Genomic DNA, 25,504 nt, shown 5'->3' on the forward strand with positions numbered 1-25,504 from the left:
CGGATGTCGCCGCTCGACCTGCCTCCGGAGTTGCGCAGTCGGCTCCGCCGCCTGTCCATCGTCCCGCGTCGCGCGGCGGTGCTGGCGTCTGCGGGCATGCACGACAGCCGCAACAAGGGCGGCGGGCTCGAGTTCGCCCAGTATCGGGCCTATGAGCGCGGCGACGACCTGCGCGCCATCGACTGGAAGCTCTACGCCCGGTCCGACAAATTCTTCGTCCGCGACGCCGAGCGCGAGAGCCCGGTCGCCATCTGGATCATCGTCGACGCCAGCGCCTCCATGGCCCAGGCCGACCTCGCCCGCCCCGGCTGGAGCCGCTTCGACGCAGCGCGCCGCATCGCCGCCAGCCTGATGGAGATCGCGCTCTATCAGGGCGACCGTTTTGGCTTGGTCGTAGAGAGCGCGACCGGACCCATGGTGCTGTCGCCCGGATCGGGTGGACGTCATCGCGATCGGGTCTGCCTGGCATTGGCCCCGTTGAAGGCTTCGGGCGCCGCCGACTGGACCCGCGACGTCGGGGTCTTCGGCGAACAGATGGGCGCGCGCGACATTCTCATTTTCCTGACCGACGGCTTCGACGAACGCTGTATCGCCACGGCCGAACGGCTCGCCGCTTCGGGTCGCGACGTCTGCATCATCCAGATCCTGACGGGCGACGAGCGCGACTTCCCGTTCGACCAGGGCTACCGCTTCCATGACCCCGAGACAGGGGCCGAGCTGATCGGCGACGGCCGTACCCTGCGCGCCGATTTCATCGCCCGCTTCGCCGCCGCCCGCGCGGCCCTCGCCGCCCGGCTCGAGGTGCGCGGCATCCGCCACGTCGAACATTTCATCGACGAGAGCGCCGATGTTCCGATCCGCACCCTGTTCCGTTCGGCGGGTCGTTGATGAGCCCCGGCCTTTTCCTGCCCGCCGGCCTCGCGGCCCTGCTGGCCCTCGCGATCCCGGTCGTCATCCACATCGCGCGCCGGACCGAGGCTCGGACTGTCGACTTCGCCGCCCTGCGCTGGCTGGACGCTGCGCCGAAACCGCGCCGAAGCCTGACAGTTGACGAGCGGCTTCTGCTCGCCGCCCGCCTTCTGCTGCTCTCCCTGATCGCCCTCTGGCTCGCCGCCCCGGTGCTGTGGAACGCCGCCGACGACCGGCGCGTGGTCGCCGTCCTGCCGGGGGCCGACGCCGCCACCGTCCGCGCCGCCGCCGAACGGGGCGACCGCGTCGTCTTGCTGGCCCCCGGCTTCCCCGAGCACAGCGCCCTCGCCCCCGTTGCATCCGAAGACCCGATCAGCCTGATCCGTCAGCTCGACGCCGAATTGCCCGCCCATACGCCCGTCGAACTGATCGTCCCCGCCACGCTCGGCGACGTGGACGCCGAACGCCCGCGTCTGTCCCGCCGCGTCGAGTGGACCGTCGGCGCCGAAGGCCCCGCGCCGCGCGTCGCCGCCACGCGTCCCCTCGCCCTCACCGTCCGCCACACCCTCGGAGCCGAGGGCGCCGTCCGTTATTTCCGCGCCGCCGCCGCGTCCTGGACGCCCGCCGACGCCGAGCCCGCGTTCGACGTCGCCGCCACGGATCGTGGCGTTCCCGGCAGCGCCCGCCACCTGATCTGGCTCGCCTCCGGCCCCGTCCCCGCCCCCTTCGAACGCTGGGTCCGCGACGGCGGCGTCATCCTGACCAGCCTGGAAGCCCGCATCCCTGTCGAAGGCGAGACCGTCCCCGTCTGGCGTGGAGCGGCCGGCGAACCGCTCGCCGTCGCAGGCCGTCTGGGACGCGGCAGGGTCATCCGCCTGACCCGCGCCCTGGAGCCCGCCGCGATCCCGCAGCTGGTCGAGCCGACCTTTCCCGACGCGCTCGCCGCGATGCTCGACACGCCGCCTGCGCCCGCCCGTGTCGCCGCCGCCGACCACGCCCCCCTGACCGGCGCCGCACCCTACGACCAGCCGCCACTCGACCTGCGGCCGTGGCTCGCTCTCCTGATCGCCCTCGTCTTCGCCGCCGAGCGGTGTTTGGCCACGCGTCGCCAGAGGGCGGTCGCGCCATGACCGCCATCCCTGTGCTGACCGGTCACCAGACCGCCGCCCGCCTGCGCGCCAACCTCGACACGGCGGCGCTGGGCCTGCCCGGCGCGTTCGTCCTCGCCGCCCTCGGCTGGCGTCTATTCGGAATGGGTGGAGCGGTCGTCGCCGTGATCCTCGGCCTCGCCGCCGTCGTCGCCGCCTCCCTCTGGCGCGCCCGCCGGTACGACCGTCGCTGGCTGATCGGCGCGCTCGACGCCCGCGTTCCCCGGTTCGAGGATTCCACCGCCCTTCTGTTTCGCGACCGGTCCTCGGTGTCGGGACTGACAGCCCTCCAGCGCGATCGTCTCGAGGAACGCCTCCACGAGGCCGCCGCCGTCGATCTCCGCCCCGGCTGGTCTCGGCGTCCCATCGCCATCGCCTGGGGCGCCGCCGTCGTCCTGATCGCCGCCGTCCTGCTGTGGCCCGCCGCGAATCTCCCCGAGACGAGGACGGCCGCCACCGCCCGCCCCGCCACCGTGGCCAATCCTCCTGTCCTGACCGGCGCCCGCCTCCGCATCATTCCGCCCGCCTACACCGGCCTGCCCGTCCGGGAGCAGACCGCGCTCGACGCCCGCGTGCCCGAGGGCTCCCGCGTCGAATGGCTGATCGACTTCGCGCCCCAGCCCTCCACGGCCGGGCTGGAGTTCCCGGAGAACACCCCTGTCTCCCTGATCCGCGACGGGACCCGCTGGACCGGCGCCCGGATCGTCGACAGGCCCATGCTCTATCGCGTCGAGGCGCCGGGCTTGCCGCAGCAGCGCCTCAACCGCCTCGACGCCGTCGCCGACGCCGAACCTGCGGTCCGCCTGGTCGAACCCGAAAGCCAGTTGGTTCAACTGACCCCCGGCCAGACCACCTGGACCCCGGTCTTCGAGGCCAGCGACGACTACGGGGTAATCGAGACCGCGACCCTGCGCATCACCGTGACCAAGGGCGACGGCGAGAACATCACCTTCGAGCAACGCACCATGCCGCTGCGTGGCCAGGGCGCGGCCAAACGAATGCGCTTCTCCACCACCCTGAACCTCGCCCGCGAAGGCATGGCGGCGGGCAGCGACCTGATCGTCCAGCTGGTCGTCACCGACACCCGCTCGCCCGAACGCCACATGGTCGAGGGTCCCAGCGTCATCCTGCGCTGGCCGACGGACCTCGAGATGGCCGAGGGCCTGGACGGCATGGCCATGCGGATCATGCCCGCCTATTTCGCCAGCCAGCGCCAGATCATCATCAACGCAGAGGCCTTGATCGCGCGCCGCCGCACCCTGACCGGCGATCCCTTCATGGACGCCTCCAACACTATCGGCGAGGAGCAGGCGGCGCTGCGTCTGCGCTACGGCCAGTTCATGGGCGAGGAGGTCGAGGGCGGCGGATCGACCGGCGGCATCGCCCTGCCCACCGCCGACGCCCCGGCGGCGCCCGCCCTGCCCACCTCGGACACGCCCTCTCCGCGCGCCCGCCCCGCCGAGGATCACGCCGACCAGCACGATGACCATGGCGGCGAAGATCACGCCGACGAGGCCGCGCCCGGCGGCATGGGCGCCGAGGTCGATGTGCTGCACCAGTTCGGGCACGCCCACGACGACCGCGACGTCGCCACCCTGTTCCAGCCCCGGACGCGATCGGCTCTCGCCCGCGCCATCGACGCCATGTGGGCCTCCGAACGCGAGCTTCGCCAGGGCCGTCCCGAGGCCGCCCTGCCCCACGCCAACGAGGCGCTGGAACTGTTGAAGGAAGCCCAGCGCGCGTCCCGCATCTTCCTGCGTCGCGTCGGATCCGACCTGCCGCCCGTGGACTTCTCGCGCCGTCTGACCGGAGAGCGCGAGGGGATCGTCGCCGAGGATCCCACGCGCCCCGAACGCAGCCCGGCCGACGCGGTCGCCGCCGACGCGTGGAGGGCGCTGGAGGAACGGCCCGGCTCTGGGTCCGCTCCTCTACCCCTCGGAGCCCTCGACCGCTGGGTGCAGCAGAACGGCGGCCGTATCGCCGATCCCCTGGCCCTGCGCGCCGCCATCGACACAGTGCGCAACGAGCCCGCCTGCCTCGACTGCCGGCGACGCCTGCGCGCGCTCCTGTGGACCGCCCTGCAGCGTCCTGCCCCCACGCCTGGCCGTCGCGAGGCCCCCGGCGCGCGCGGGCAGCGCTATCTGGACGCCCTGCGGTGAGCGTCTCCAGCCCGACTTTCTGGACGGCCGCCGTCATCGTCGTGGCGGTGGTCCTCGGCGTCGTCCGCCTGGTCCTGTGGCACAGGAAGGCCGAGCCCCCGGGACCGCGCTGGCGGACCGCGGTGCTGATGGGTCTGACTCTTTTTGCCGGTCTGTTGCTGTGGCTGACCCTCAGCCCGCCCGCCTCCATCGTCCGCACCGGGACCCTGATCGTCGCCACGGCCGAAGCGCCCGGAACGGTCCAGACCGCCCCCGGAGATATCCTCGTCGCCCTGCCCGAGGCCGGGCCGGTCACCGACGCGATCCGCGTTCCCGACCTCGCCACGGCGCTGCGTCGCTATCCGACCCCCGCCCGCGTCCGCATCCTGGGCCAGGGCCTGGCGCCGCGCGACCAGTCGCCTCTTCCCGTGCCGGTCGAGTTTACCGCCCCGCCCCTGCCGCGCGGCCTCACCGACCTGTCAATCCCCGAACCGACCGCACCCGGCGCGACCTTCGTCGTCGGCGGACAGGTCGGGTCCCTGGCCGCCGGGACCGTCGAACTGATCGATCCGGCGGGCGAAGTCGTCGACACCGGCCGCGTCCGCGCCGGAGAGCGGTTCGCCCTGATGACCGCGACCCGCGCGCCGGGTCTGGCCCTGTTCACCCTGCGTCTGCTCGATCTGGCCGGAGTCGTCGAACAGATCGCCGTGCCGGTGGAGACCATCGCCCAGACGCCGCCTCGCGTCCTCGTCCTGGCTGGCGCGCCGGGCGCCGAGACCAAATACCTGAAGCGCTGGGCCGAGGATTCCGGCATCGACCTGACCGTCAACATCGACGTCGGGGCCGGCGTCCAGCTGGGCGATGCCCCTCTGCCGCTCAACGCCGGCACATTGAACGACCTCGACCTCGTCGTGATCGATGATCGCCGCTGGGAGGCTATGGGAGGTGGACAGCGCGCGGCCCTGACGGCGGCGGTCAACGGCGGGATGGGCCTGCTGCTGCGCCCCACCGGCCCGCTGTCGGCGACGACGCGTCGCGACTGGGCCGGGCTGGGCCTAAGCCTGAGCGGCGGTGACGAGGCCGTCCCCTTCAGCCTCGATCCGCCCGAGGATGAGCCGCCCGAGGCCGAAACCTCCGGCCCGGCCGAGGAGGGCGAGCCCCTGCCCGAGCTCGCCCGTCGCGACCTGACCGTCGAGGACTCTGGCGCCATCGCCCTGCTGCGGGACGCCGACGGGATCGCCCTGGCCAGCTGGCGGAGCCTAGGTCGCGGCCGGGTCGGAGTCTGGACCGTGACCGACAGTTACGCCCTGGTCCTGACGGGCCGCCCCGATCGCTATGGCGAGATGTGGAGCGCCCTCTTCTCGGAGATCGCCCGCGCCGGGGACCACAGCCGCGCCGAAGTTCAGGGCATCGCCCGCGCCGGCCAACGCGTCGCCCTGTGCCGACTGACGGGCCAGTCCAATGTCCTCGGTCAGGACGGCCGCGCCCATGCCTTGCGGATCGATCCCGCCACCGGCGATCGCGCCTGCGCCGCCTTCTGGCCCGAGCAACCCGGCTGGCATGTCATCCGCGACGGCGAGGATCGCCAGACGCCCTTCTATGTCCAGCCGGCCGACGCGGCGCCCTCGCTGGTGTTGGCCGCCACCCGTTCGGCGACCTTGGCGCTGTCGGGAACCGCCCCCACCCGCGCCGCGCCGCCTTCGACCTCACACGCGCCGGGTTCGCCCTGGCCCTGGTTCGTCGGGCTGCTGATCGTCCTGTCCGTTCTTTGGTGGTTTGAGCGGAACCGTGACATCGGCGGTTTCCTCGCGTCGCTGCGCTCGCGTTTGCGCGCCTGACGCGTCTTCCCGTCCGGCGAAAGAGTTTCTAAAAGCGTCCCACCCAGATGGAGGCGCCTCTCTGTGCCGATCTCGCCCGATGTTCTCAGCCTGATCGGCTCCACGCCGATGATCCGCCTGCGCGCCGCGTCGGAGGCGACCGGCTGCGAGATTCTGGGCAAGGCAGAGTTTCTCAATCCTGGCGGCTCGGTGAAGGACCGCACCGCGCGCGGCATGATCCTCGAGGCCAAGGCCTCCGGCGCCCTCAAACCTGGCGGGACCATTGTCGAGGGCACGGCGGGCAATACGGGCATCGGTCTGGCCCTGGTCGGTGCGGCCGTGGGCCATCCCGTCGTCATCGTCATGCCGCGCAGCCAGACCGAGGAGAAGAAACAGGCCGTCCGCCTGCATGGCGCGCGCCTCGTCGAGGTCGACCCGGCCCCCTTCTCCAGCCCCAATCACTTTGTCCATTTTTCGCGACGCCTCGCCGCCGAACTCAACGAGAGCGAGCCGAACGGCGCCTGGTATGCCGATCAGTTCGACAACACCGCCAATCGCCGCGCCCATTTCGAGACCACCGGCCCGGAGATCTGGGATCAGACCGATGGTCGCATCGACGGCTTCGTCTCCGCCGCCGGCACCGGCGGAACGCTGGCAGGCACGTCCGCCTTCCTGCGCGCGCAGAATCCTTCGATCCGCATCGCCCTCGCCGATCCGCCCGGCGCGGCCCTGCACGCCTGGTTCACCGAAGGCGCACTGAAGGCTGAGGGCGCGTCGGTGACCGAGGGCATCGGTGTCAACCGGATCACGGGCAATCTGGAAGGGCTGAGCGTCGACCACTCCTTCCGCATCGAGGATGCCGATGCCCTGTCCGTCATCTTTGACCTGGCCAAAGACGAAGGTCTGAGCCTGGGCCCGTCCAGCGGCGTCAACCTCGCCGGCGCGATCCGGCTGGCCCGCGAACTTGGCCCCGGCCACACCGTCGCGACCATCCTGTGCGATCCCGGCCAGCGCTACGCCGGCAAGATCTACAATCCCGCCTTCCTGCGCTCGAAAGGCTTCGACGTCCCGGCGTGGCTGGAGGGCGCATGAGCGAGCCCGACGAGCCCGGCCGCCGCCTGCCGCCGCTGAATGCTCTGAAAGCGTTCGAGGCTGCCGCGCGTCGGCTCAGCATCTCGCTGGCCGCCCGCGAGTTGGGCGTCACCCCGGGCGCCGTCAGCCAGCAGATCAAGGTGCTGGAGGATCACTCAGGCGCGCCGCTGTTCCGCCGAGAGGGCGGGGCGATCGCCCTGACCGAGCTCGGCGCCCGGCTACACCCCGTGCTGCGCGACGCCTTCGAACAGCTGCAGCGTGCGGCCGATATCGTCTACGGCCCGGCCGGTCGTCGCTCGCTGGCGGTCAGCGTCCCGCCCTCCTTCGCCGCCCGATGGCTGGCGCCCCGGATGGTGCGATTCTCGGCCGAGCATCCGGAGATCGAGGTCTGGATTTCCGCCGACATGCAGCTGGCCGATGTCGCCGGCGGCCGGGTCGATGTGGCGGTCCGTTACGGTCTCGGCGGCTACCCGGGGGTCCGCTCGGAAATTTTGTTCGAGGCCGGCGTCATCCCGGTGTGCAGCCCGGCCCTCCTGACCGGCCGGTCGCCTCTGCAAAGACCCGCCGACCTCGCTCATCACACCCTGATCCACGTCGCCAACGGCCGGGTCGAGGAGCCGCGCCCCGACTGGGCGGCCTGGCTGAAGGCGCGCGGCGTCACCGGCGTCGACGCCTCGGCCGGCTCCCGCTACGACCAGACCGCCTTCGCCATCGAGGACGCCGCCAACGGCCGGGGTGTGGCTCTGGCCCCTCGCGCCTTTGTCGCCGCCGACCTGGCCTCGGGTCGGCTCGTCGCCCCGTTCGCCGACGGCTATCTCCCGACCGACATGGCCTATCACGTCCTGACCCGCAGGAACGGCGGCCGCGAGGAGGCCCGCACCTTCGTCGCCTGGCTGCGAGGCGAGGCCGACGCCGATGACGGCGTGGTCGACGAACTGTAAAAGGCGCCCATGAGTGCGAACACGGATCGAGGCGTCGTCATCGTCGGCGGGGGCCACGCGGGCGGGACGGCCGCCGCTCTGCTGCGACAGTATGGCTATGAGGGCCCCGTCATCCTGATCGGGGACGAACCCCTGATCCCCTATCAGCGCCCGCCGCTGTCCAAGGCCTGGCTCAAGGGGGAGGCGGACGGCGACAGCCTCGCCCTTCGCCCGCTCGACTTTTACGACGAACAGGGCATCGAACTGCGCCTCGACGTCACAGCCACGGCCATCGACCGGACGCACCGCACGGTCGCCCTCTCCGACGGTTCGAGCCTCGCCTACGAGCATCTGATCCTCGCCACCGGCGCCCGCGCCCGCACCCTCGACGTCCCTGGCGCCGACCTCGTCGGCGTCCACGTGCTGCGCACGGCCGCTGACGCCGAGTCGATCAAGGCCCAGCTCGGTGAGGGCCGCACCCTGGCCGTCGTCGGTGGCGGCTACGTCGGGTTGGAGGTCGCCGCCTCCGCCCGCGCCCTCGGCTCCGAAGTCGTGGTGCTGGAGCGCGAGCCGCGGCTGCTGGCCCGCGTCGCCTGCGACGTCCTCTCGACCTTCTTCCAGACCTATCATCAGGATCGCGGCGTCCGCTTCGAACTGGCCGCCGACGTGGTCGGCTTCACCGGCGACGGCCCGCGCGTCAGCGGCGTGACCCTCGCCGACGGCCGAACCTTGGCCTGCGACGTCGTCGTCGTCGGCGTCGGCGCCATCCCGAACGACAATCTGGCGACGCAGGCCGGTCTCGACATCGAGGGCGGCGTCCTGGTCGATCTGGAGGCCCGCACCTCGGACCCGGCCATCTTCGCCATCGGCGACGTGACCCGTCGCCCCATGCCGATCTACGACCGCTTGTTCCGCATGGAGAGCGTGCCCAACGCCCTCGAACAGGCCAAACAGGCCGCCGCCGCCATCACCGGCCGCCCCGCCCCGGCGGGCGAAACGCCCTGGCAGTGGTCGGACCAGTACGACCTGAAGCTCCAGATCGCCGGCTACCCCTTCGACACCGACCGCATCGTGGTGCGCGGCGACCCGGAGACCGCCAGCTTCGCCGTCTTCCACCTCTCCGGCGACAAGGTCCAGGCGGTGGAGGCCATCAACGCCCCGCCCGAGTTCATGATGGGCAAGAAACTGATCGGCGAGCGCCGGGCGGTGGACGTGACGAAGCTGGCGGACAGGGCGGTGTCGATGAAGGAAGTCGGGGCCTAGAGCCCCTTCACGATCCCCTCGACCATCTTCTTGGCGTCGGCGAACAGCATCATGGTGTTGTCGCGGAAGAAGAGCTCGTTCTCGACCCCCGCATAGCCCGCCGCCATGCCGCGCTTGATGAACAGAACCGTGCCCGCCTTCTCCACGTCCAGGATCGGCATGCCGTAGATCGGCGACTGGGGGTCCGTCTTCGCCGCCGGGTTGGTCACGTCGTTGGCGCCGATGACGAAGGCGACGTCGGCGGTGGCGAACTCGGCGTTGATGTCCTCCAGCTCAAACACCTCGTCATAGGGGACGTTAGCCTCGGCCAGCAGGACGTTCATATGGCCCGGCATCCGGCCCGCGACGGGGTGGATGGCGTATTTCACCTCGACCCCCTCCTCCTTCAGCTTGTCGGCCATCTCGCGCAGCGCGTGCTGGGCCTGAGCGACCGCCATGCCGTAGCCAGGGACGATGATGACCTTGGAGGCGTTCTTCATGATGAAGGCGGCGTCGTCGGCCGAGCCCTGCTTGACCGGGCGGGTCTCGACGCGCGCCTCTCCGGCCGGGCCGCTGTCGCCGCCGAAGCCGCCCAGGATCACCGAGATGAAGCTGCGGTTCATCCCCTTGCACATGATGTAGCTGAGGATCGCGCCCGACGAGCCAACCAGGGCGCCGGTGATGATCAGGGCTATGTTCTCCAGCGTGAAGCCCAGGGCCGCGGCGGCCCAGCCGGAATAGGAGTTCAGCATCGACACCACGACCGGCATGTCCGCCCCGCCGATGGGAATGATCAGGGTCGCGCCGAGGATCAGGCTGATGGCGAACACGCCCCAGAAGGCCCAGATCGCCGTGCCGCCCGTGCCGATCAGGATGCCGATCAGGAAGACCAGCACCAGCGCCAGACCGATGTTGATCAGATGCCGCGCCGGCAGGAGGATCGGGGCGCCCGACATGTTGCCGTTCAGCTTGGCGAAGGCGATCACCGAGCCGGTGAAGGTGATGGCGCCGATGGCGACGCCCAGGCTCAGCTCCACGATCGAGATCGTCTTGATGCCCACGCCGTCGGCGTTGAGGATGCCGAAGGCCTCGGGCGCATAGATGGCCCCGATAGCGACCAGACAGGCGGCCATGCCGACGAGGGAGTGGAAGGCCGCGACCAGCTGGGGCATGTCAGTCATGGCGACCCGCTTGGCGATCAGCGCCCCGCCGCCGCCGCCGACCACGACGCCCGCGCCGAGCAGGGCGATCGTTAACGGATCCAGCGCGCCGGTCGTCCCCAGCGTCAGCAGGGTGATCCCCACCGCCAGCCCCATGCCGATCATGCCGAAGGTGTTGCCCTGACGACTGGTCTCCGGGCTCGACAGGCCCCTGAGCGAGAGGATGAACAGGACGCCCGCGGCCAGATAGGCCAGCGCCGCGATGGATGCGTTCATGTCGTTTCCCCCGTCTTCGTCGTCGGTCGTGTCATCACAGGAAGCCCACCGCGGCCGTCTGGCCGGTCTCGGAGGCGGCGTCCGAGACCACCTCGTCGCCGCGCACCATGGCGATGGCGACAGGCCCCGGCCCGCCCGTCTTGGTCACGGTGCAGCTTCCGTCCTGGAGCGGAAGGCGGCCGCGCGCGGCGCCGGCGCCCCTCGTCGCGATCTTGTTGGTCCAGCGGCGCAGGTCGTACCGGCTGGCCTCATAGGTCACGGGCGCGAACCGGCAGACCAGCGACCAGTTGGCCCCCTGCGGCGCCGCCACGGACCAGGGGATGCCGCCCTCGACATTGCGTCCGACGTGCGTCTGGGCCGTCGCCACGGATGCGATCGACACGGCGGCGAGGGCCAGCGATGTCGCCACGCCCCGTATCATAGTCCGTCCGCCCCGGCGCCCTTGGCCGTTCGCGCCAGTCGCCACAGGGCGGCGGCGATGAACAGCGGCCCCAGGAAGACCATGGCCCAGTCGACGGCCATCATCGGCCGGTCCTGCACCACGATCCGGGCGAGAATCCCTGAGAACAGCAGCACCACGCCGCAGTCCCTCAGACGCAGTTTCTGGATCGGGTTCTTCTCGCCGAACCAGCTCCAGACCCACAGGCCCAGGCCGATCCCCGTGGCTAACCACGAGGCCGTCCAGGCAATGCTGTCGGGTGCGAGGTTCAGCGCATCCATCAGGTTCGCGTCCCGTCGGCGCGGGTCGGCTTGCGCCACAGGATCAGACCCTGACCGATCATGGAGACCACGATCACGGCCGATACGGGCGCCCACAGCATGTCACCCTCAACCGCCGCGAACGCGCCCCGCATCAGCCAGCACACGGCGACCGTCGCGAGCAGCCACATCATGGCGCGTTCGACCAGCAGGCGGCGGCCGACCGGCATCGGGCCTCGCAGCATGATCTGCAGGATCACCACGGCGAGCATCAGCACCGCCACAATGCCCATGAAGGTCGCCATCGACATCATGGTCAGCCCTTGGCCGCTTCTGCGGGTCTCGCGGGCCGTTCCTTCTTCTTGTACATGGCCAGCATCCGCCGGGTGACCATAAAGCCGCCGAAGATGTTGATGCTGGCCAGGGTCACGGCCGCGACGCCCGCGCCCTTGGCGATCCAGGCGTTCGGCCCGGTCGCTTCACCGGATACGGCCGCCGCCGCGATCAGGCCGCCGACGATGATGACGCTGGAGATGGCGTTGGTCACCGCCATCAAGGGCGTGTGCAGGGCCGGCGTCACCGACCAGACGACATAGTAGCCGACGAAGATCGCCAGCACGAAGATGGCCAGACGAAAGACGGTGGGATCGACGTGTTCCATCAGCCTTTGACTCCTTCATGCACCACGGCCCCGCCGTGGGTGACCACGGACGCCTTGAGGATTTCGTCTTCCAGATCGACCGCCAAAGCGCCCTCCTTGATCAGGAGCCCCCCGAAGGCGACCAGATTCTTGGCGTACAGCGCCGAGGCGTCCGCAGCGATCCGGCCCGGCAGGTTGGTGTAGCCGACGATCGACACACCGTTCGCCGTCGTCACGACCTCGCCTGGCTTCGAGCCCGCGACATTGCCGCCCGCCTCGACCGCCAGGTCGATCAGCACGCTGCCCGGCTTCATCGAGGCCACCTGTTCGGCGCTGACCAGAACCGGCGCCGCGCGGCCGGGGATCAGGGCGGTGGTAATGACGATGTCCTGCTTCTTGATATGTTCGCCGGTCAGGGCCGCCTGCTTGGCCTGATATTCCTCGGACATGGCCTTGGCGTAGCCGCCGGCGGTCTGGGCGTTCCTGAACTCCTCGTCCTCGACGGCGAGGAATTTGGCGCCCAGCGATTCGACCTGTTCCTTGGTCGCCGGACGGACGTCGGTGGCCGTGACCACCGCGCCCAGACGCCGCGCCGTGGCGATGGCCTGCAGGCCCGCAACGCCGACGCCCATCACGAAGACCTTGGCCGGCGCCACCGTGCCCGCCGCCGTCATCATCATCGGGAAGCCCTTGCCGTAGGCATAGGCCCCCTCGATCACGGCGCGATAGCCCGCCAGGTTCGCCTGGGACGACAGGGCGTCCATCACCTGAGCCCGCGTGATCCGGGGCACGAACTCCATGGCGAAGCCGGTGACGCTGGCTCCGGCCATGGCCGCGACCGTGTCCTTTTCGCGATAGGCGTCCAGCAGGGCGACGACAATGGCGCCGGGCTTCAGCGCCGCGATCTCTTGCGCCGTCGGTCCGCGGACCTTCAGCACCAGATCGGCGCCGTCCAGCACCGCGCGGGTGTCAGGCTTCACGGCCGCGCCGGCGTCGACATAGTCGCTGTCGGGGATGGAGGAGCCCAGACCGGTCCCGGCCTCGACCACGACGGTCGCGCCCATGCCGACGAATTTCTTCACAGTCTCGGGAGTCACGGCGCAGCGGGTTTCGCCTTCACGGCGTTCCCGGGTCACGGCGATGGTCAGGCCCACGCGAATCTCCCCATCCGAAACGGTTGAGAAGACGTTAGGCGCAGCGGTGCGGATGCGTCAAAGGCGCAAGCTCGGCAATATTCGAGCGAAACGTCCCGCGACCGACGTTACGGCGCGCACGTCTCGTGTCCGGATCAGGCGAAAGGTCGACAGTCTCGTCCCGCGCTCGGGCCGCGAGCCGCCCGGAGCGGGCGGTAGCGCCCTTTAGTGGCTCTTGCCGCTTTTCAGGAAGAACCCACCGGCCACGGCCAGGACCACGGCGGCGATCAGACCGGCGATGAAGCTTCCGCCCGGCTGGAACCACAACACCAGGAACAGCAGCAGCGACGCAATGGCCAGCGAGCCCCACTTGGCCATGTTCATGAACAGGCTGTAGGTCGCCGACTGTTCCTCGATTGTCATCTCGCCGTGGACATAGGCGTCCGCGTCGTGATCGGCGTGTTCGGTCGGGGCGTGGTGGTCGGCCATGGGTCTGCGTCCGGGTCGGAGAGGCGTTTGGCGGTCTTATAGCGATGCGTGGCCAAGGCTCAAGTGCTGGCTCGAGCCCTCAACCCAGCGCCTCGAACTGATCGATCAGACGTTCGAGCCGCATCGTGCCGATGGTCCAGAAGGCCGGGTCGCGTGGGTTGAGGCCGAACGGCTCCAGCGCCTCGACGTAGGTCTTGGTCCCGCCCGCGGCCAATAGCCCACGGTACAGAGGCGCGAACCCGTCCGGGTCGGCCCGCCGCGTCTCCATCAGGGCCGCCACCAGCAGGTCCCCGAAGGCATAGGCGTAGACATAGAAGGGCGAGTGGACGAAGTGGCTGACATAGCTCCACCAGGCCTCGTATCCGGCATTCAGCGTCACCGCCGGACCCAGGGACGCGCCCATCTCCTCCAGCCACAGGTCGCCCAGACGGTCGGCGGAGACCTCGCCCCGCAGGCGCTCGTCGTGGAACCGGGTCTCGAACCGGTGGAAGGCGATCTGGCGCACCACGGTGTTCAGCCCATCCTCGATCCGCCCCGCCAGCAGACCGCGCTGCTCGGCCTTGGGCGCAGTGGCCAGCAGCCGGTCAAACGTCAGCCCCTCGGCGAAGATCGACGCCGTCTCGGCCAGCGTCAGCGGCGTATCCGCCAGCAGCGTCCCCTTCTCGGCCGCCAACATCTGGTGCACCCCGTGCCCAAGTTCATGCGCCAGGGTCAGGACGTCACGCCGCTCGCCCATCCAGTTCAGGAAGACATAGGGGTGGCGATCCGCCGTCACCGGGTGGGCGTAGGCGCCTGACTGTTTCCCGGCTCGTGCGCGGCCGTCGATCCATGGCCTGTCGAAGAACCGACCGGCGCGCTCGGCGAACTCCGCGCCCAGGTCGCCAAAGCTCTCCAGCACCAGCTCCCGGCCCTGGTTCCAGTCGAACCCGCGCGGCGCCGCTGTCTCCAGCGGCGCGTTGCGATCCCATTGGTCCAGCTTGGCCTTGCCCAGCGCCTTGGCCTTCATCGCATAGTAGCGGTGGGACAGCTTCGGATAGGCCGCGGACACGGCCTCGGCCATGGCGTCGACTGCCTCGCCGTCGACCTCATTGGCCAGATGGCGGCTGTCGGCGGGACGTCTGAACCCGCGCCAGCGGTCTTCCATCGCCTTCTCGGCCGCGACCGTGTTCAGCGTGAGGGCCAGGGTCGAGACCCGCGCCGCCAGGGCCGTGTTCAGGCCCTCGGCCGCCGCGCGACGCTTCGCTTCCTTCGGATCCGAAAGCTGGTTCAGCGTCTCGGCCAAGGTCAGGCTCTCCCGGCCGGCCTCGACCCGCATCGCCGCCAGGGTCTCGTCGAACAGCCGGGGCCACTGGGCCGAAATCGGCATCCGCTCGGCGATGAACGTCTCCAACTCCTCCGACACCTCATGCGGCTTCATCGCCCGCACCCGCCGCAGCCACGGCCGCCACACCGCCGCCCTGGCGTCCGCCGCCAAGGCCGCCTCGATCTCGGCCTCTTCCAACTGGTTGATCTCGAGCGTCAGCCAGACGGTCGGCGTCGCGATGGCAGTGATCTTCTCGCGCAGATCGGCCTCGAACCCCTGCGCGCCCGCATCGGCCCGGTTGGTCGAGGCCGCCAGGAAAGCATAGGCGCCTAGCGCTCCCAGCTTCTCCGACGCGTGTTCGTACAGGGTGATGGCCCGATCCAGCGTCGCGCCCAACGCCTTCGCATTGGCGCGCTCGGCGACGAACCGGCCTTGCAGTCCGTTCAGCTGGGCCACAGCCGCTTTCGCCGCCTCCAGATCGGCGGCGATCTTCGCGTCCTCGCGCGAGGCGTAGAGATCGGACAGGTCCCAGAGGGGCGGCTCGACGGGGGTCTTGAAGGGCGCGTTCATCCCCCTCGTTGTGGGGTCGCACGACGCGCGGCGCAACGGCGCAGGCTGGGGCGCAGCGCCCGATCCGTCACGAAACATAGCTTTCCCGCCGCTCCGCCCCGGGTCATGGTCGCGCTTCGGGGGAGAGACGCGCCATGACCGAACATACCGACACCCACGCCGCCGGTCGCGCGGACCTGAGAGGCAACGACGACCGCCGGGTCGGCTTCGTCCGCCTCGCTGTCGGCCTGGCCCAGGGGATCGCCCTCTATCTCCTGTTCAAGGCGGCCGAAGGCCCCGGTCCGCGCTGGGCCGACACACACCCGGAGCTGTTCGGGCCGATGGTGCTGACCGCCCTGTTCCTCCCCCCGGTGATCCTGGCCGGAGTCGGGCGGCTGCGCTGGACGATGCTGGCGATCTGGACGGTGGTCGCGGCCGCGGCGCTGGCCTTCCTCGCGTGGCACGACATCGCACGACAGGCGGCCGATGTGACGCGCCATCTCAGCCCGGCCCTATTCCCCTTCGCCGCCGCCGCCCTGTTCATCGCACACCACCTGATCGTCCCGGCGGATCGTGAGCGGAAGCCGATCGCCCCCTTTCCCGCCTATTTCGACGCCGCCTGGATGGCGGGGGTGCAGCTGGTGCTGTCCGTCGCCTTCGCCGGCGCCTTCTGGCTGCTGCTGTTTCTCGGCGCCGCCCTGTTCAACATCATCGGACTGAGCTTCCTCGGCGACCTGATCGGCAACGCCTGGTTCTCCTTCCCCCTGACCGGCCTCGCCTTCGCAACGGCCGTTCACCTGACCGACGTCCGCGATGGCCTGATCCGGGGCGTCAGGACCATCGCCCTGATGCTGCTGTCCTGGCTGCTGCTGGTCCTGACCGTCCTGGTCGGCGGCTTCCTCGCGGCCCTGCTCTTCACCGGCCTCGACGGCCTGTGGGAGACCGGCAGCGCCACCGCCCTGGTCCTCGCCGCCGCAGGGGCCCTGATCATCCTCATCAACGCCGCCTATCAGGACGGTCGTCCCGACAACCTGCCGCCCGCCGTCCTGCGCGGCGCGGTGCGGGTCGCCGCCCTGCTGCTGACCCCGCTCGTCGGCCTCGCCATCTGGGGCTTGGCGCTTCGCATCGGCCAGCACGGCCTGACGCCCGACCGGATCATCGCCGCCGCCTGCGCCCTCGTCGGCGTCGGCTATGCCATCGGCTACGGCCTCGGCGCCTTGGCCCCCTTCATCCGCAAGGGCTCGGCCTGGATGAAGCCGCTGGAGATGACCAACATCGTGACCGCCGTGCTGGAGGTCGCCGTCATCCTGGCCCTCTTCACCCCCCTGGCCGATCCGGCCCGCCTGTCGGTGGCGGATCAGATGGCGCGGCTGGACAACGGCAAGGTCGCCCCGGCCGCCTTCGACTACGCCTTCCTCAAGTTCGAGAGCGGCAAGGTCGGCAAGGCCGCCCTCGCCCGCCTGATCCAGTCCGACAACCCCGAGATCGCCCGGCGCGCCCGCGAGGCTTCGGAAGCCGACAATCGCTATGACATCGAGGTTCCCCCCGTCGTGGAGCCGCTGATCACGCCGGTCGTCGAGGCCTGGCCAGCCGATCGCCCCCTGCCCGCCTCCTTCTCCAAGCCGTTCCGCGGACCCAGCGTTCTGTTCGGTTGCCGCAATCGGGGCGACTGCGTGGCCACGCTTCAGGACCTGAACGGCGACGGCGCTTTGGAAATCCTGATGGCCAGTCAGGCGGGTCTGTGGCTGTTCGTCGATGACGGCCAGGGCGGCTGGGACAACGAGGGCAGCTACACGATCCTGCGCTGCGTCGGCGAACCGGCGGCTCCCGATGCGCGCCAGCTCATGAAGTCCGGCGCGCTCGAACCGCGCCCGGCGGCCTGGCCCGACATGGGCACAGGTGGCCGCTTCGCTTCCAGCTTCGCCTCCAGCGGACCCTGCCTGAGGGCTGAACGCGAGGCCGCGCGTTAACCCTGCGCACACCACGCCCTCTCACCCGATCTTCACCGCATCGGGGTTAAGCCGTCCCGAAACGAGCCAGTCCCGCTTTCACGAGGACCGGCCGCTACGGTGATGACAGAGGGTGTCCGCAAATGGCCAAGACCGTTCTCGTGGTCGACGACGATCCGACCCAGCGCCGCCTCGTCCAGGCGGTTCTGGATCGCGAAGGCTATATCGTCGCCCACGCCGAGTCGGGCGGCGAGGCCATAGACCGCCTGACCAAGGGCGGCGGCGCCGACGTCGTCCTGCTGGACCTCGTCATGCCGGGCATGAGCGGCATGGAGGCCCTGGCCGAGATCCGCACCGCGGGCGTCACCACCCCCGTCATCGTCCTGACCGCCAACGGCGGCATCGAGACCGTGGTCAAGGCCATGCAGGCCGGCGCCCAGGACTTCTTCATCAAACCCGCCAGCCCGGAACGCATTCTGGTCGGCATCCGGAACGCGCTGCAACTGACCCAGCTGACCGCCGAGGTCGGCCGTCTGAAGAAGCACGTCGCCGGCCGCGTGACCTTCGCAGATCTGGTCGGCGACAGCCGTCCGATGCAGATGGTCAAACAGCTCGGCGCCCGCGCCGCCAAGTCGTCCATCCCGGTCCTGATCACCGGCGAGAGCGGCGTCGGCAAGGAGGTCATCGCCCGCGCCCTGCACGGCGCCTCGGACCGCGCCGGCAAGCCGTTCGTGGCCGTCAACTGCGGGGCCCTGCCCGCCAATCTGGTCGAGTCGATCCTGTTCGGCCACGAGAAGGGCAGCTTCACCGGCGCCTCCGACAAACACCTCGGCAAGTTCATGGAGGCCAATGGCGGCACCCTGTTCCTAGACGAGATCGGCGAACTGCCGCTGGACATGCAGGTCAAGCTTCTGCGCGCGCTTCAGGAGGGCGAGATCGATCCGGTCGGCGCCAAGCGCGCGGTCAAGGTCGATGTCCGCATCGTGTCGGCCACCAACCGCGACCTATCGACCGCCGTGGCCGAGGGCCGGTTCCGCGAGGACCTGTTCTATCGGCTGAACGTCTTCCCGATCGAGGCCCCATCCCTGCGCGAGCGACGCGAGGACATCCCGGGGCTGATCGACCACTTCATCGGCCGCTTCAACGTCGAGGAGGGCAAGCGGATCGCCGGCGCCTCGCCCGAGACCCTGGCCCTGCTGACCGCCTTCGACTGGCCCGGCAATGTGCGCCAACTGGAGAACACCATCTATCGCGCCATCGTCCTGGCCGATGCGCCATTCCTGCAGCCGCACGACTTTCCGGCCATCTCGGGCGTCGCCATGCCGTTGGAGCCCGCCGAAGCCCAGCCGTCGGCGGCCATCGTCGGCTATGCCGACCTGCCGCCCCTGCCGGAGCAGCCGATCAAGATCCTCGACGACCGCGGTCATCTGCGGACCCTGGAGGACATCGAGCGCGACCTGATCCAGCACGCCATCGAGGTGTATGCCGGCCACATGTCGGAGATCGCGCGTCGCCTCGGCATCGGCCGCTCGACACTCTATCGCAAGGTTCGCGAGCAGGGCCTGGAAGGCATACTGAAAGAAGCGGGCTGACCGATCTTGCGACCCGAAAACCACAGTTTTCGGTTGCGATGCCAAGCTGAAACAATCCGCCTCAATGAGGCCGCGACGGATCACGAAGACAGCGCCGTATAACCAGACCGTTGGATCGATCGCGTCGTCGCGCGTTTCGGAAGCCGACGGGCGTCTCCCCGCGCCTCTTTCCGGATCGCTGAATGACCATTGCCGCTGCTCTCCTCTACGCCCTCGCCTCCGGAACTCTCCAGACGACGCCCCCCGTCCAGGGCATGCCCCAGACGGCGCCTCAGACGATGGTCCCCGCGGCGGGCCAGACCCCGGCCGCGACCGTCGATCAGGATCAGGATCAGGACGAAGACCTGCCCACCGGCGCCCCGGTAGGCGATGCGGACATCGTCGACGACGTCGTCGTCGACGGCGCCCGCCTGCGCGGGGCCGTTCAAGGCGATATCCCGCCCGACCTGACCCTCGACGCCGATCAGTTACGCGCGTACGGCGCCTCCAACGTCGCCGAGCTGCTGACGGCGCTGGAGCCCTTGACCCGCTCCTCGCGCGGCTCGGGCGGCCCGGTCCTGCTGCTGAACGGCCGCCGCACCTCCGGCTTCCAGGAGATTCGCAACATCCCGTTCGAGGCGATCGAACGCACCGAGATCCTGCCCGAACAGGTCGCCCTGACCTATGGCTACACCGCCGACCAGCGGGTCGTGAACTTCGTCCTCAAGGCCACCTTCCGCCAGGCCACGGCCGAAGCCAGCGCACGCGGCCCGTCTCAGGGCGGCCGCCTGACCTCCGAGCTTGAGACCGGCTATTTCAGCATCGTCGACGGCACCCGCATCAACGTCAGTCTCGAACATCAGCACGACACGGCCCTGTTCGAATCCGAGCGCGACATCACCCGCGACCCGGGCTCCCAGCCGTTCGACCTGCTCGGCAACATCTCTGGCATCCCTTACGGCGCCCAGATCGCGCCGAACCTGAACGCCGTCGTCGCCGCCAACCCCGGCGTCCTCAACCCGACCCTGGCCCAGTTCGCCGCGGGAGCAAACGCACCGCGCACCGGCAATCTCAGCGACTACCGCACCCTGCTTCCGGCCGGCGACACCACCACGCTGAACGCCTCCATCGCCCGCGACCTGAACGCCACGACCAAGGGCACCGTCAGCCTCAACCTTGTCGACGCCTCGACCTTCGCCTACGGCGGCCTGCCGGGCGTGACCCTGAGGGCGCCGGCCGGTCGCAACGGCTCGCCCTTCAGCAACGACGTCCTCGTCTATCGTTTCATCGGCGACGCCGGCGCCCTGACGCGCGACACCGACACCCAGACCGCCAATCTCGGCGTCCTGCTGGACGGTTTCATCGGCGACAACTGGCGCTGGACCGTTCAGGGCACCTACGACCGGGTCGAGACCGACACGGTAACCGGCCGAGGCCTGTCGGCTACGGCGGCCCAGACGGCGGTGACCGCCGGCACGCTCAACCCCTTCGGCTATCTGGCGCCGTCCAGCTTCACCCGCCTGACCGACACGGCCAACTCGGTCGCCAGCGGCGGCGCGCTCGAAGCCGTCTTCATGGGCAACCTCTGGCAGGGGCCTGTGGGCGCCCTCTACTCGACCTGGAAGGTCGGGCTCGACACCCGCGACCTCAGCTCGGAGAGCACCCTGTCGGGCGTCTTCTCCGAACGCGCCATCGGCCGAGACCGCGCCTACGGTACGGTCAACCTCTCCATGCCGCTCTCCAGCCGCAGCGGAGACACGCCCGGCCGGTTCGGCGATCTGTCGGTCAACGCCAACGCCGGCTATGACGAGGCCTCCGACATCGGCGGCCTTGTCACCCTGGGCGCCGGCGCCAATTGGACCCCGATCGAGCCCCTCTCGCTCAGCGCCAGCTACAAGAACGAGGATGCGGCCCCGACCATCCAACAGCTAAACGATCCGACCATCTCGACGCCGAACACCTCGGTCTTCGACTTCCGCACGGGCCGCACTGTCCAGGTGACGCGCGTCTCGGGCGGCAATCCGAACCTGATCCCGGCGACGACCCAGGTTCTGTCCCTCGGCGTCAATTTCCGCCCCTGGTCGGAGAAGGATTTCTCGGTCAGCTCCAACTACACCCGCACCGTGGTGGATGACGCCGTCATCGCCTTCCCGACCATCACCGCCGACCTAGAGGCGGCCCTGCCGGAGCGGTTCACGCGCGATGCGACGGGGAACCTGCTGGCCATCGACGCCCGTCCGCTGAACTTCGCCCGCACCGAGCGAGCCGAGCTCCGCACCGGCTTCAACTTCTCGCGCGCCTTCGGCACGCCCAATCCGGCGGCGTCGGGCGGACCCGGCGGTCGTCCGGGCGGCGGCATGATGATGATGGGCGGCGGCCCCCGTCCCGGTGGCGGCGCGGGCGGTCCACCTCCCGGCGGCGGCGGCATGCAGATGCGGATGGGCGGAGGCGGCGGTGGGCGCGGCGGCGGCATGCAGCCGGGCCAGGGTCGTTTCAATCTCTCGATCTATCATACGGTCCGGTTCACCGACACGGTGACCATCCGCGACAGCCTGCCCGAGCTCGACCTGCTGGACGGCGACGCCACCGGCGCGCGCGGCGGCACCTCGCGCAACGAAATCCAGGTCCAGGCCGGAGTCTTCCGCAACGGATTCGGCTCCTTCCTGAATGCCAACTGGCGCGAGGGCACCCGTGTCGACGGCGGCGCGGGCGGTTCGGACCTGGCCTTCAGCGATCAGACCACGGTCAACCTGAACGTCTTCGCCGACCTGTCCCAGCGGACCGCCTGGGTCGAGCGCTTCCCGATCCTGAAGGGCACGCGCATCAACTTCGGCGTCCAGAACCTGTTCGACAGCCGCACCGAGGTGACCTCCTCGACCGGCACGGTCCCGCTCAATTACCAACCGGACTTCCTCGATCCCATTGGTCGCACCATCTCGGTCAGCCTGCGAAAGATCCTCTTCTAGGTTTCGCGGCGCGCCCCGGCTCGGGCCGGGGTGCGCCTGTCTCGACGAAAACGCGTGCGGTGGATCCGAGAATGCCCTTATCAAGAGCGGAAGGGGGATCGCATGACCGAGACACGCAAACCTGGCGACGAGCTGGCCGAAGACATGCTGGGCTTCGGCGGACGCGATGTACTGACGGCCAAGGATCTGCTCCTGCGTCCGGCCGCAGTCTTGCGATCCTGGATGGAGGGCGGCCCCGACGGCGGCGGCCTCTACGCCCGCCCCTTGCGGCTCTATCTCGCCCTCAACGCGATCTTGATGCTGATCCTGTTCCTGCGCGGCGGCGCCGGTTTCGTCCTCGACGGTCTCTCCGCCGCTCAATGGGAGCCGTTGCTGGACATGTCGGGAAAATCCCGAGATGCTTTCGTCGCCGACGCTGACGGGTGGATGACCTTGGTCATGGTGCCAATCCTGTCCGCATTCTACGCCATCGCCGCCGCCCCGCTACTCCGCTGGTGGGACCCCGATGATCTCGGATGGCGTCGTGGTTTTCGAGCGGCCTTCGGCTGGTTGTGCGCATGGACCGTGCCGGTTCTGCCCCTCTCCGCCTTCGGTTACGGTTCCGGCCCGCTGGCGGCGGCGGTCGGGGCGCTGACGGCCCTGATCGGCGTGGTCGCGTTCGTGCGCATGGGGCCCGGACGGTGGTTCCAGTCGCCGTTGTCGGGCGTCCTGAAGGGCGTCGCTCTGATGATCGCCGTCCAGTTGTCGGCCATGGTGGGCGGCGTGCTGGTCGGCGCGATCGGAATCGTCGGCGCGCTCGTCAGCCCCTGAGCGTCAGGACGACCCGAATGTGACGCTGTCAGTCGCGCGACGGGTCCGACGGCTTCCGACCCCACCGCCGCTTTGGCTCCTCGCCGTTCGCCTTGGCCGTAATCTCCTTCAGCTTGCGCCCCTGCATCGACGACAGCGCCTGACCCGGCGCGCCCTTCTCGGGATCGCCGAAGGCCCGGCCATAGGTCTGGATGCGGTCGGTGACGCCCTCGATGAATTCGCCCTCCCAGTCGCTGAGGGCGATGCCGGCCTTGTCGGCGGCGCGCTTGGCGCGTTTCAGGGCGTTCAGCGCCTTGCGGCGCGCGGCCTCCCGCTCGGCCTCGAACGGGCTGATGGAGGACTTCTCCTTGGCCTTGAACCCCGAGCCGGGCTTGAGCCCGGTCGAGCGTTTCAGCTCCCGTGAGGGAGTTTTCGGACCGCCCGAGAGGGGCGTCCGCTTCAGCGTCAGATCTCGCCGAGCGCCGACAGGTACAGATCCAGGATCGCGTCCTCTTCCTGACGCTTGGCCTTGTCCTGTTTGCGGATGCGGATGACCTTGCGCAGGATCTTGACGTCGTAGCCCTCGCCCTTGGCCTCGGCGAAGACCTCCTTCTGGTCGGCCATGATCGCGGCCTTGTCTTCTTCCAGACGCTCGATCCGCTCGATGATGGTGCGCAGACGGCCCTGGGCCGCCGAGGTCAGGACGTCCGGCGAGGCGTCGAAGTTGGCGTCGTCGGCCATGGGGAAGTCTCCGTAAATCAGACTGGATCGCGCCTCCGGCGCGACCGCCCTCAAGTAGCCCAAGGGGCGGTAGGGCAACAAGGAAGCGGGGACGCTAACCATGCTGGACGCAGGCGCTCAACCGCAGGCACGAAAAAGGTCGCGGACTAAAGCCCGCGACCTGTGGGTAGTTCTGCCGACCGCCGAGCGGCCGGAGAAACCTCTTTAGCCCTGCTTCGCCTTGAAGCGCGGGTCCGTCTTGTTGATCACGAAGACGACGCCCTTGCGGCGCACGACTTTACAGTCGCGGTGGCGGGTCTTGAGCGACTTGAGCGAGCTGCGGACCTTCATGGTCAGAAATCCTTGGTAGCGCTGACGCTTGCCGCTCGGCGGCTCGCTGCTTCAGCGCAGGCTGGAGGCAAAACAAAAATAGAAAAGCCGCGCGGAAGCCCGGCGGCGGAGGCGTGCGTATAGCCAGACACCCCCCAGACGTCAACCCGAGTCGGGTCAGTCGCCGCTGATGAAGTCCTGGGCGAACTCGGGCTGGTCGCCCTCCTCGATCGGCTCTTCCTCGTCGGGACCGGACCGCGACGGATCCGGCACCTCGAACCCGACCGGCAGGGACAGGTCCAGCAGGCCAGCGGCTTTCATCTCCGCCGCGCCCGGCAGGTCGTAGAGGCTGGCCAGGCCGAAATGCTCCAGGAACCGGTCCGCCGTCGCATAGGTCACCGGCCGCCCCGGCGTGCGCCGCCGCCCCCTCAGGCGGACAAACCCCATCTCCAGCAACAGGTCCAGCGTACCCTTGGAGATCGACACGCCCCGCACGCTCTCGATCTCGGCCCGGGTGACGGGCTGGTGGTAGGCGATGATCGCCAGGGTCTCCAGCGCCGCCTTGGACAGGCGACGCGGCTCCTCCCGCTCCTCGGTCATCAGAAAGCCGAGGTCGCCCGCCGTCCGGAAGCTCCACCGATCCGCCACGCAGACCAGCTCCACCCCCCGACCCTCGTAGCGCGCACGCAGCCCCGCGATGGCCCGCCCCACCTCGGCGCCCTCCGGCAGCCGCCGCCCGATGTCGGCGGCCGACAGCGGACCCGCCGCCGCGAACAGCAGGGCCTCGACCCGCCGCTCGATCTCCCCATCGTCCGGTTCGAATCGCAGGTCGGTCATGGCGTCAGTTCCAGCGCCTGACCCATTCCAGGACCTTGGCCGCGCCGCTTCAGCCAGACCTCCTCGAAGGCCTGTTCCTGACGCACGTCCATCGCCCCTTCCTTGACCAGCTCGAGGCTGGCCGACAGCGTCGAGGCGGTCAGCGACGCCTGCGACGGCCCCTCCCCGTCCCGCACCGGCGCGACCCGCTCCAGCGGCGTCCATTCGGCCATCCGGGGCAGGATCTCCCTCAGCCAGTCGCGCGCGGCCTCCAGGGCGAAGGCCTCGACCCGCTGGCCAGGATTGTAGTGACGGGACTGCTCGCGTCGCCTCTGCGTCACATAGGCGGCCATCAGCTCATACAGGCTGGCGTCGATCCGGTCGGACGGCAGGATCACCGTGGCCTCCGGGTCGCCCCGCGTGAACACGTCCCGCTTCAGCTGCGGCCGGGCCAACAGGGCGTCCGAGGCCTTGCGCATCGCCTCCAGCTTCTGCAGCCGGAACGCCAGGGCCGTCGCCATCTCCTCCGCCGGCGGCTCGTCGCCCTTGCCCTTGTCGGTTCGCGGCAAGAGCAGCCGCGACTTCAGATAGGCCAGCCACGACGCCATCACGAGATAGTCGGCCGCCAGCGAGAAGTTTCGCCGCCGCGCCTCGTGCACAAAGGCCAGATACTGTTCGGCCAGCGTGGTGATCGACAGCTTCAGCAGGTCGACCTTCTGCGTCCGCGCCAGCGCCAGCAACACGTGCAACGGCCCCTCATAGCCTTCCAGATCGACCATCAGGACGTCGCGCACGTCGACCTCCTGTGCCGCCGTGAAGTCCAGGTTCGGCTGGAATGTCTCCGACAT

The 25,504-nt window shown here is 69.6% G+C and carries 24 protein-coding genes; 11 read left to right on the forward strand and 13 right to left on the reverse strand.

All coding sequences use genetic code 11. The annotated features are described in order from the left end of the window. Positions 1-3 precede the first annotated feature (3 nt). The 7 genes from O5O43_RS10975 to O5O43_RS11005 all read left to right on the forward strand — a co-directional run bounded on the left by O5O43_RS10975 (position 4) and on the right by O5O43_RS11005 (position 9,287). Complete coding sequence (locus O5O43_RS10975) at positions 4-888, forward strand: DUF58 domain-containing protein (protein WP_271083924.1); 885 nt, start codon at positions 4-6, stop codon at positions 886-888. Continuing rightward, on the forward strand, positions 888-2,039 hold the full coding sequence (locus O5O43_RS10980) for a BatA domain-containing protein (protein ID WP_271083925.1): 1,152 nt from the start codon (positions 888-890) through the stop codon (positions 2,037-2,039). Before O5O43_RS10975 ends, O5O43_RS10980 begins: the two co-directional genes overlap by 1 nt. Then, complete coding sequence (locus O5O43_RS10985) at positions 2,036-4,216, forward strand: DUF4175 family protein (RefSeq protein WP_271083926.1); 2,181 nt, start codon at positions 2,036-2,038, stop codon at positions 4,214-4,216. The genes O5O43_RS10980 and O5O43_RS10985 overlap by 4 nt, the downstream gene beginning before the upstream one ends. After that, positions 4,213-6,033: a hypothetical protein gene (locus O5O43_RS10990; protein ID WP_271083927.1), complete on the forward strand. Its 1,821-nt coding sequence runs from the start codon at positions 4,213-4,215 to the stop codon at positions 6,031-6,033. The genes O5O43_RS10985 and O5O43_RS10990 overlap by 4 nt, the downstream gene beginning before the upstream one ends. A gap of 63 nt (positions 6,034-6,096) precedes the next feature. Continuing rightward, a complete protein-coding gene (locus O5O43_RS10995; RefSeq protein WP_271083928.1) occupies positions 6,097-7,104 on the forward strand; it encodes a cysteine synthase A in 1,008 nt (335 codons plus the stop codon). Then, on the forward strand, positions 7,101-8,045 hold the full coding sequence (gene gcvA / locus O5O43_RS11000; protein ID WP_271083929.1) for a transcriptional regulator GcvA: 945 nt from the start codon (positions 7,101-7,103) through the stop codon (positions 8,043-8,045). Before O5O43_RS10995 ends, gcvA begins: the two co-directional genes overlap by 4 nt. A gap of 9 nt (positions 8,046-8,054) precedes the next feature. Beyond that, a complete protein-coding gene (locus O5O43_RS11005) occupies positions 8,055-9,287 on the forward strand; it encodes an FAD-dependent oxidoreductase (protein WP_271083930.1) in 1,233 nt (410 codons plus the stop codon). Here O5O43_RS11005 and O5O43_RS11010 read toward each other — a convergent pair. The 8 genes from O5O43_RS11010 to O5O43_RS11045 all read right to left on the reverse strand — a co-directional run bounded on the left by O5O43_RS11010 (position 9,284) and on the right by O5O43_RS11045 (position 15,536). Beyond that, positions 9,284-10,702, reverse strand: coding sequence for an NAD(P)(+) transhydrogenase (Re/Si-specific) subunit beta (locus O5O43_RS11010; protein ID WP_271083931.1), 1,419 nt, complete (start codon positions 10,700-10,702; stop codon positions 9,284-9,286). The genes O5O43_RS11005 and O5O43_RS11010 overlap by 4 nt on opposite strands. A 34-nt stretch (positions 10,703-10,736) precedes the next feature. Next, positions 10,737-11,111, reverse strand: coding sequence for a hypothetical protein (locus O5O43_RS11015; RefSeq protein WP_271083932.1), 375 nt, complete (start codon positions 11,109-11,111; stop codon positions 10,737-10,739). Between the two features lie 8 nt (positions 11,112-11,119). Beyond that, complete coding sequence (locus tag O5O43_RS11020) at positions 11,120-11,422, reverse strand: hypothetical protein (RefSeq protein ID WP_271083933.1); 303 nt, start codon at positions 11,420-11,422, stop codon at positions 11,120-11,122. Next, positions 11,422-11,715: a hypothetical protein gene (locus O5O43_RS11025; RefSeq protein WP_271083934.1), complete on the reverse strand. Its 294-nt coding sequence runs from the start codon at positions 11,713-11,715 to the stop codon at positions 11,422-11,424. Before O5O43_RS11025 ends, O5O43_RS11020 begins: the two co-directional genes overlap by 1 nt. Before the next feature lie 2 nt (positions 11,716-11,717). Next, a complete protein-coding gene (locus tag O5O43_RS11030; protein WP_271083935.1) occupies positions 11,718-12,062 on the reverse strand; it encodes an NAD(P) transhydrogenase subunit alpha in 345 nt (114 codons plus the stop codon). After that, positions 12,062-13,195 carry a Re/Si-specific NAD(P)(+) transhydrogenase subunit alpha gene (locus O5O43_RS11035; RefSeq protein WP_271083936.1) on the reverse strand — a complete coding sequence of 378 codons (1,134 nt, stop codon included), beginning with the start codon at positions 13,193-13,195 and terminating at the stop codon, positions 12,062-12,064. The genes O5O43_RS11030 and O5O43_RS11035 overlap by 1 nt, the downstream gene beginning before the upstream one ends. A gap of 204 nt (positions 13,196-13,399) precedes the next feature. Next, positions 13,400-13,663, reverse strand: a complete 264-nt coding sequence (locus O5O43_RS11040) for an aa3-type cytochrome c oxidase subunit IV (protein WP_271083937.1) — start codon at positions 13,661-13,663, stop codon at positions 13,400-13,402. A gap of 79 nt (positions 13,664-13,742) precedes the next feature. After that, positions 13,743-15,536, reverse strand: coding sequence for a M3 family oligoendopeptidase (locus tag O5O43_RS11045; protein ID WP_271083938.1), 1,794 nt, complete (start codon positions 15,534-15,536; stop codon positions 13,743-13,745). A gap of 134 nt (positions 15,537-15,670) precedes the next feature. Here O5O43_RS11045 and O5O43_RS11050 point away from each other — a divergent pair, with 134 nt between their 5' ends. The 4 genes from O5O43_RS11050 (at position 15,671) to O5O43_RS11065 (ending at position 22,811) form a co-directional block, all read left to right on the forward strand. Next, positions 15,671-17,485, forward strand: a complete 1,815-nt coding sequence (locus O5O43_RS11050) for a DUF4153 domain-containing protein (RefSeq protein WP_271083939.1) — start codon at positions 15,671-15,673, stop codon at positions 17,483-17,485. A 122-nt stretch (positions 17,486-17,607) separates the two neighbouring features. Next, complete coding sequence (locus O5O43_RS11055; protein ID WP_271083940.1) at positions 17,608-19,056, forward strand: sigma-54 dependent transcriptional regulator; 1,449 nt, start codon at positions 17,608-17,610, stop codon at positions 19,054-19,056. A gap of 182 nt (positions 19,057-19,238) precedes the next feature. After that, positions 19,239-22,001, forward strand: a complete 2,763-nt coding sequence (locus tag O5O43_RS11060; protein WP_271083941.1) for a TonB-dependent receptor — start codon at positions 19,239-19,241, stop codon at positions 21,999-22,001. A 102-nt stretch (positions 22,002-22,103) separates the two neighbouring features. Beyond that, a complete protein-coding gene (locus O5O43_RS11065; protein WP_271083942.1) occupies positions 22,104-22,811 on the forward strand; it encodes a hypothetical protein in 708 nt (235 codons plus the stop codon). 28 nt (positions 22,812-22,839) lie between these two features. Here the strand turns inward: O5O43_RS11065 and O5O43_RS11070 are convergent, their stop codons facing one another. The 5 genes from O5O43_RS11070 to O5O43_RS11090 all read right to left on the reverse strand — a co-directional run bounded on the left by O5O43_RS11070 (position 22,840) and on the right by O5O43_RS11090 (position 25,504). Then, complete coding sequence (locus O5O43_RS11070; RefSeq protein WP_271086427.1) at positions 22,840-23,145, reverse strand: hypothetical protein; 306 nt, start codon at positions 23,143-23,145, stop codon at positions 22,840-22,842. A 110-nt stretch (positions 23,146-23,255) separates the two neighbouring features. Next, positions 23,256-23,531, reverse strand: coding sequence for a DUF2312 domain-containing protein (locus O5O43_RS11075; protein WP_271083943.1), 276 nt, complete (start codon positions 23,529-23,531; stop codon positions 23,256-23,258). Between the two features lie 204 nt (positions 23,532-23,735). Then, positions 23,736-23,861 (reverse strand): type B 50S ribosomal protein L36, encoded by a 126-nt coding sequence (ykgO, locus tag O5O43_RS11080; RefSeq protein WP_008263184.1) that lies wholly within the window; start codon positions 23,859-23,861, stop codon positions 23,736-23,738. A 156-nt stretch (positions 23,862-24,017) separates the two neighbouring features. Then, the gene (gene scpB / locus O5O43_RS11085) at positions 24,018-24,677 is read right to left on the reverse strand and encodes an SMC-Scp complex subunit ScpB (protein ID WP_271083944.1); all 660 of its coding nucleotides are present in this window, start codon (positions 24,675-24,677) and stop codon (positions 24,018-24,020) included. After that, complete coding sequence (locus O5O43_RS11090; RefSeq protein WP_271083945.1) at positions 24,674-25,504, reverse strand: ScpA family protein; 831 nt, start codon at positions 25,502-25,504, stop codon at positions 24,674-24,676. The genes scpB and O5O43_RS11090 overlap by 4 nt, the downstream gene beginning before the upstream one ends.

The organism is Brevundimonas sp. NIBR11, assembly GCF_027912535.1.
Classification (GTDB): domain Bacteria; phylum Pseudomonadota; class Alphaproteobacteria; order Caulobacterales; family Caulobacteraceae; genus Brevundimonas.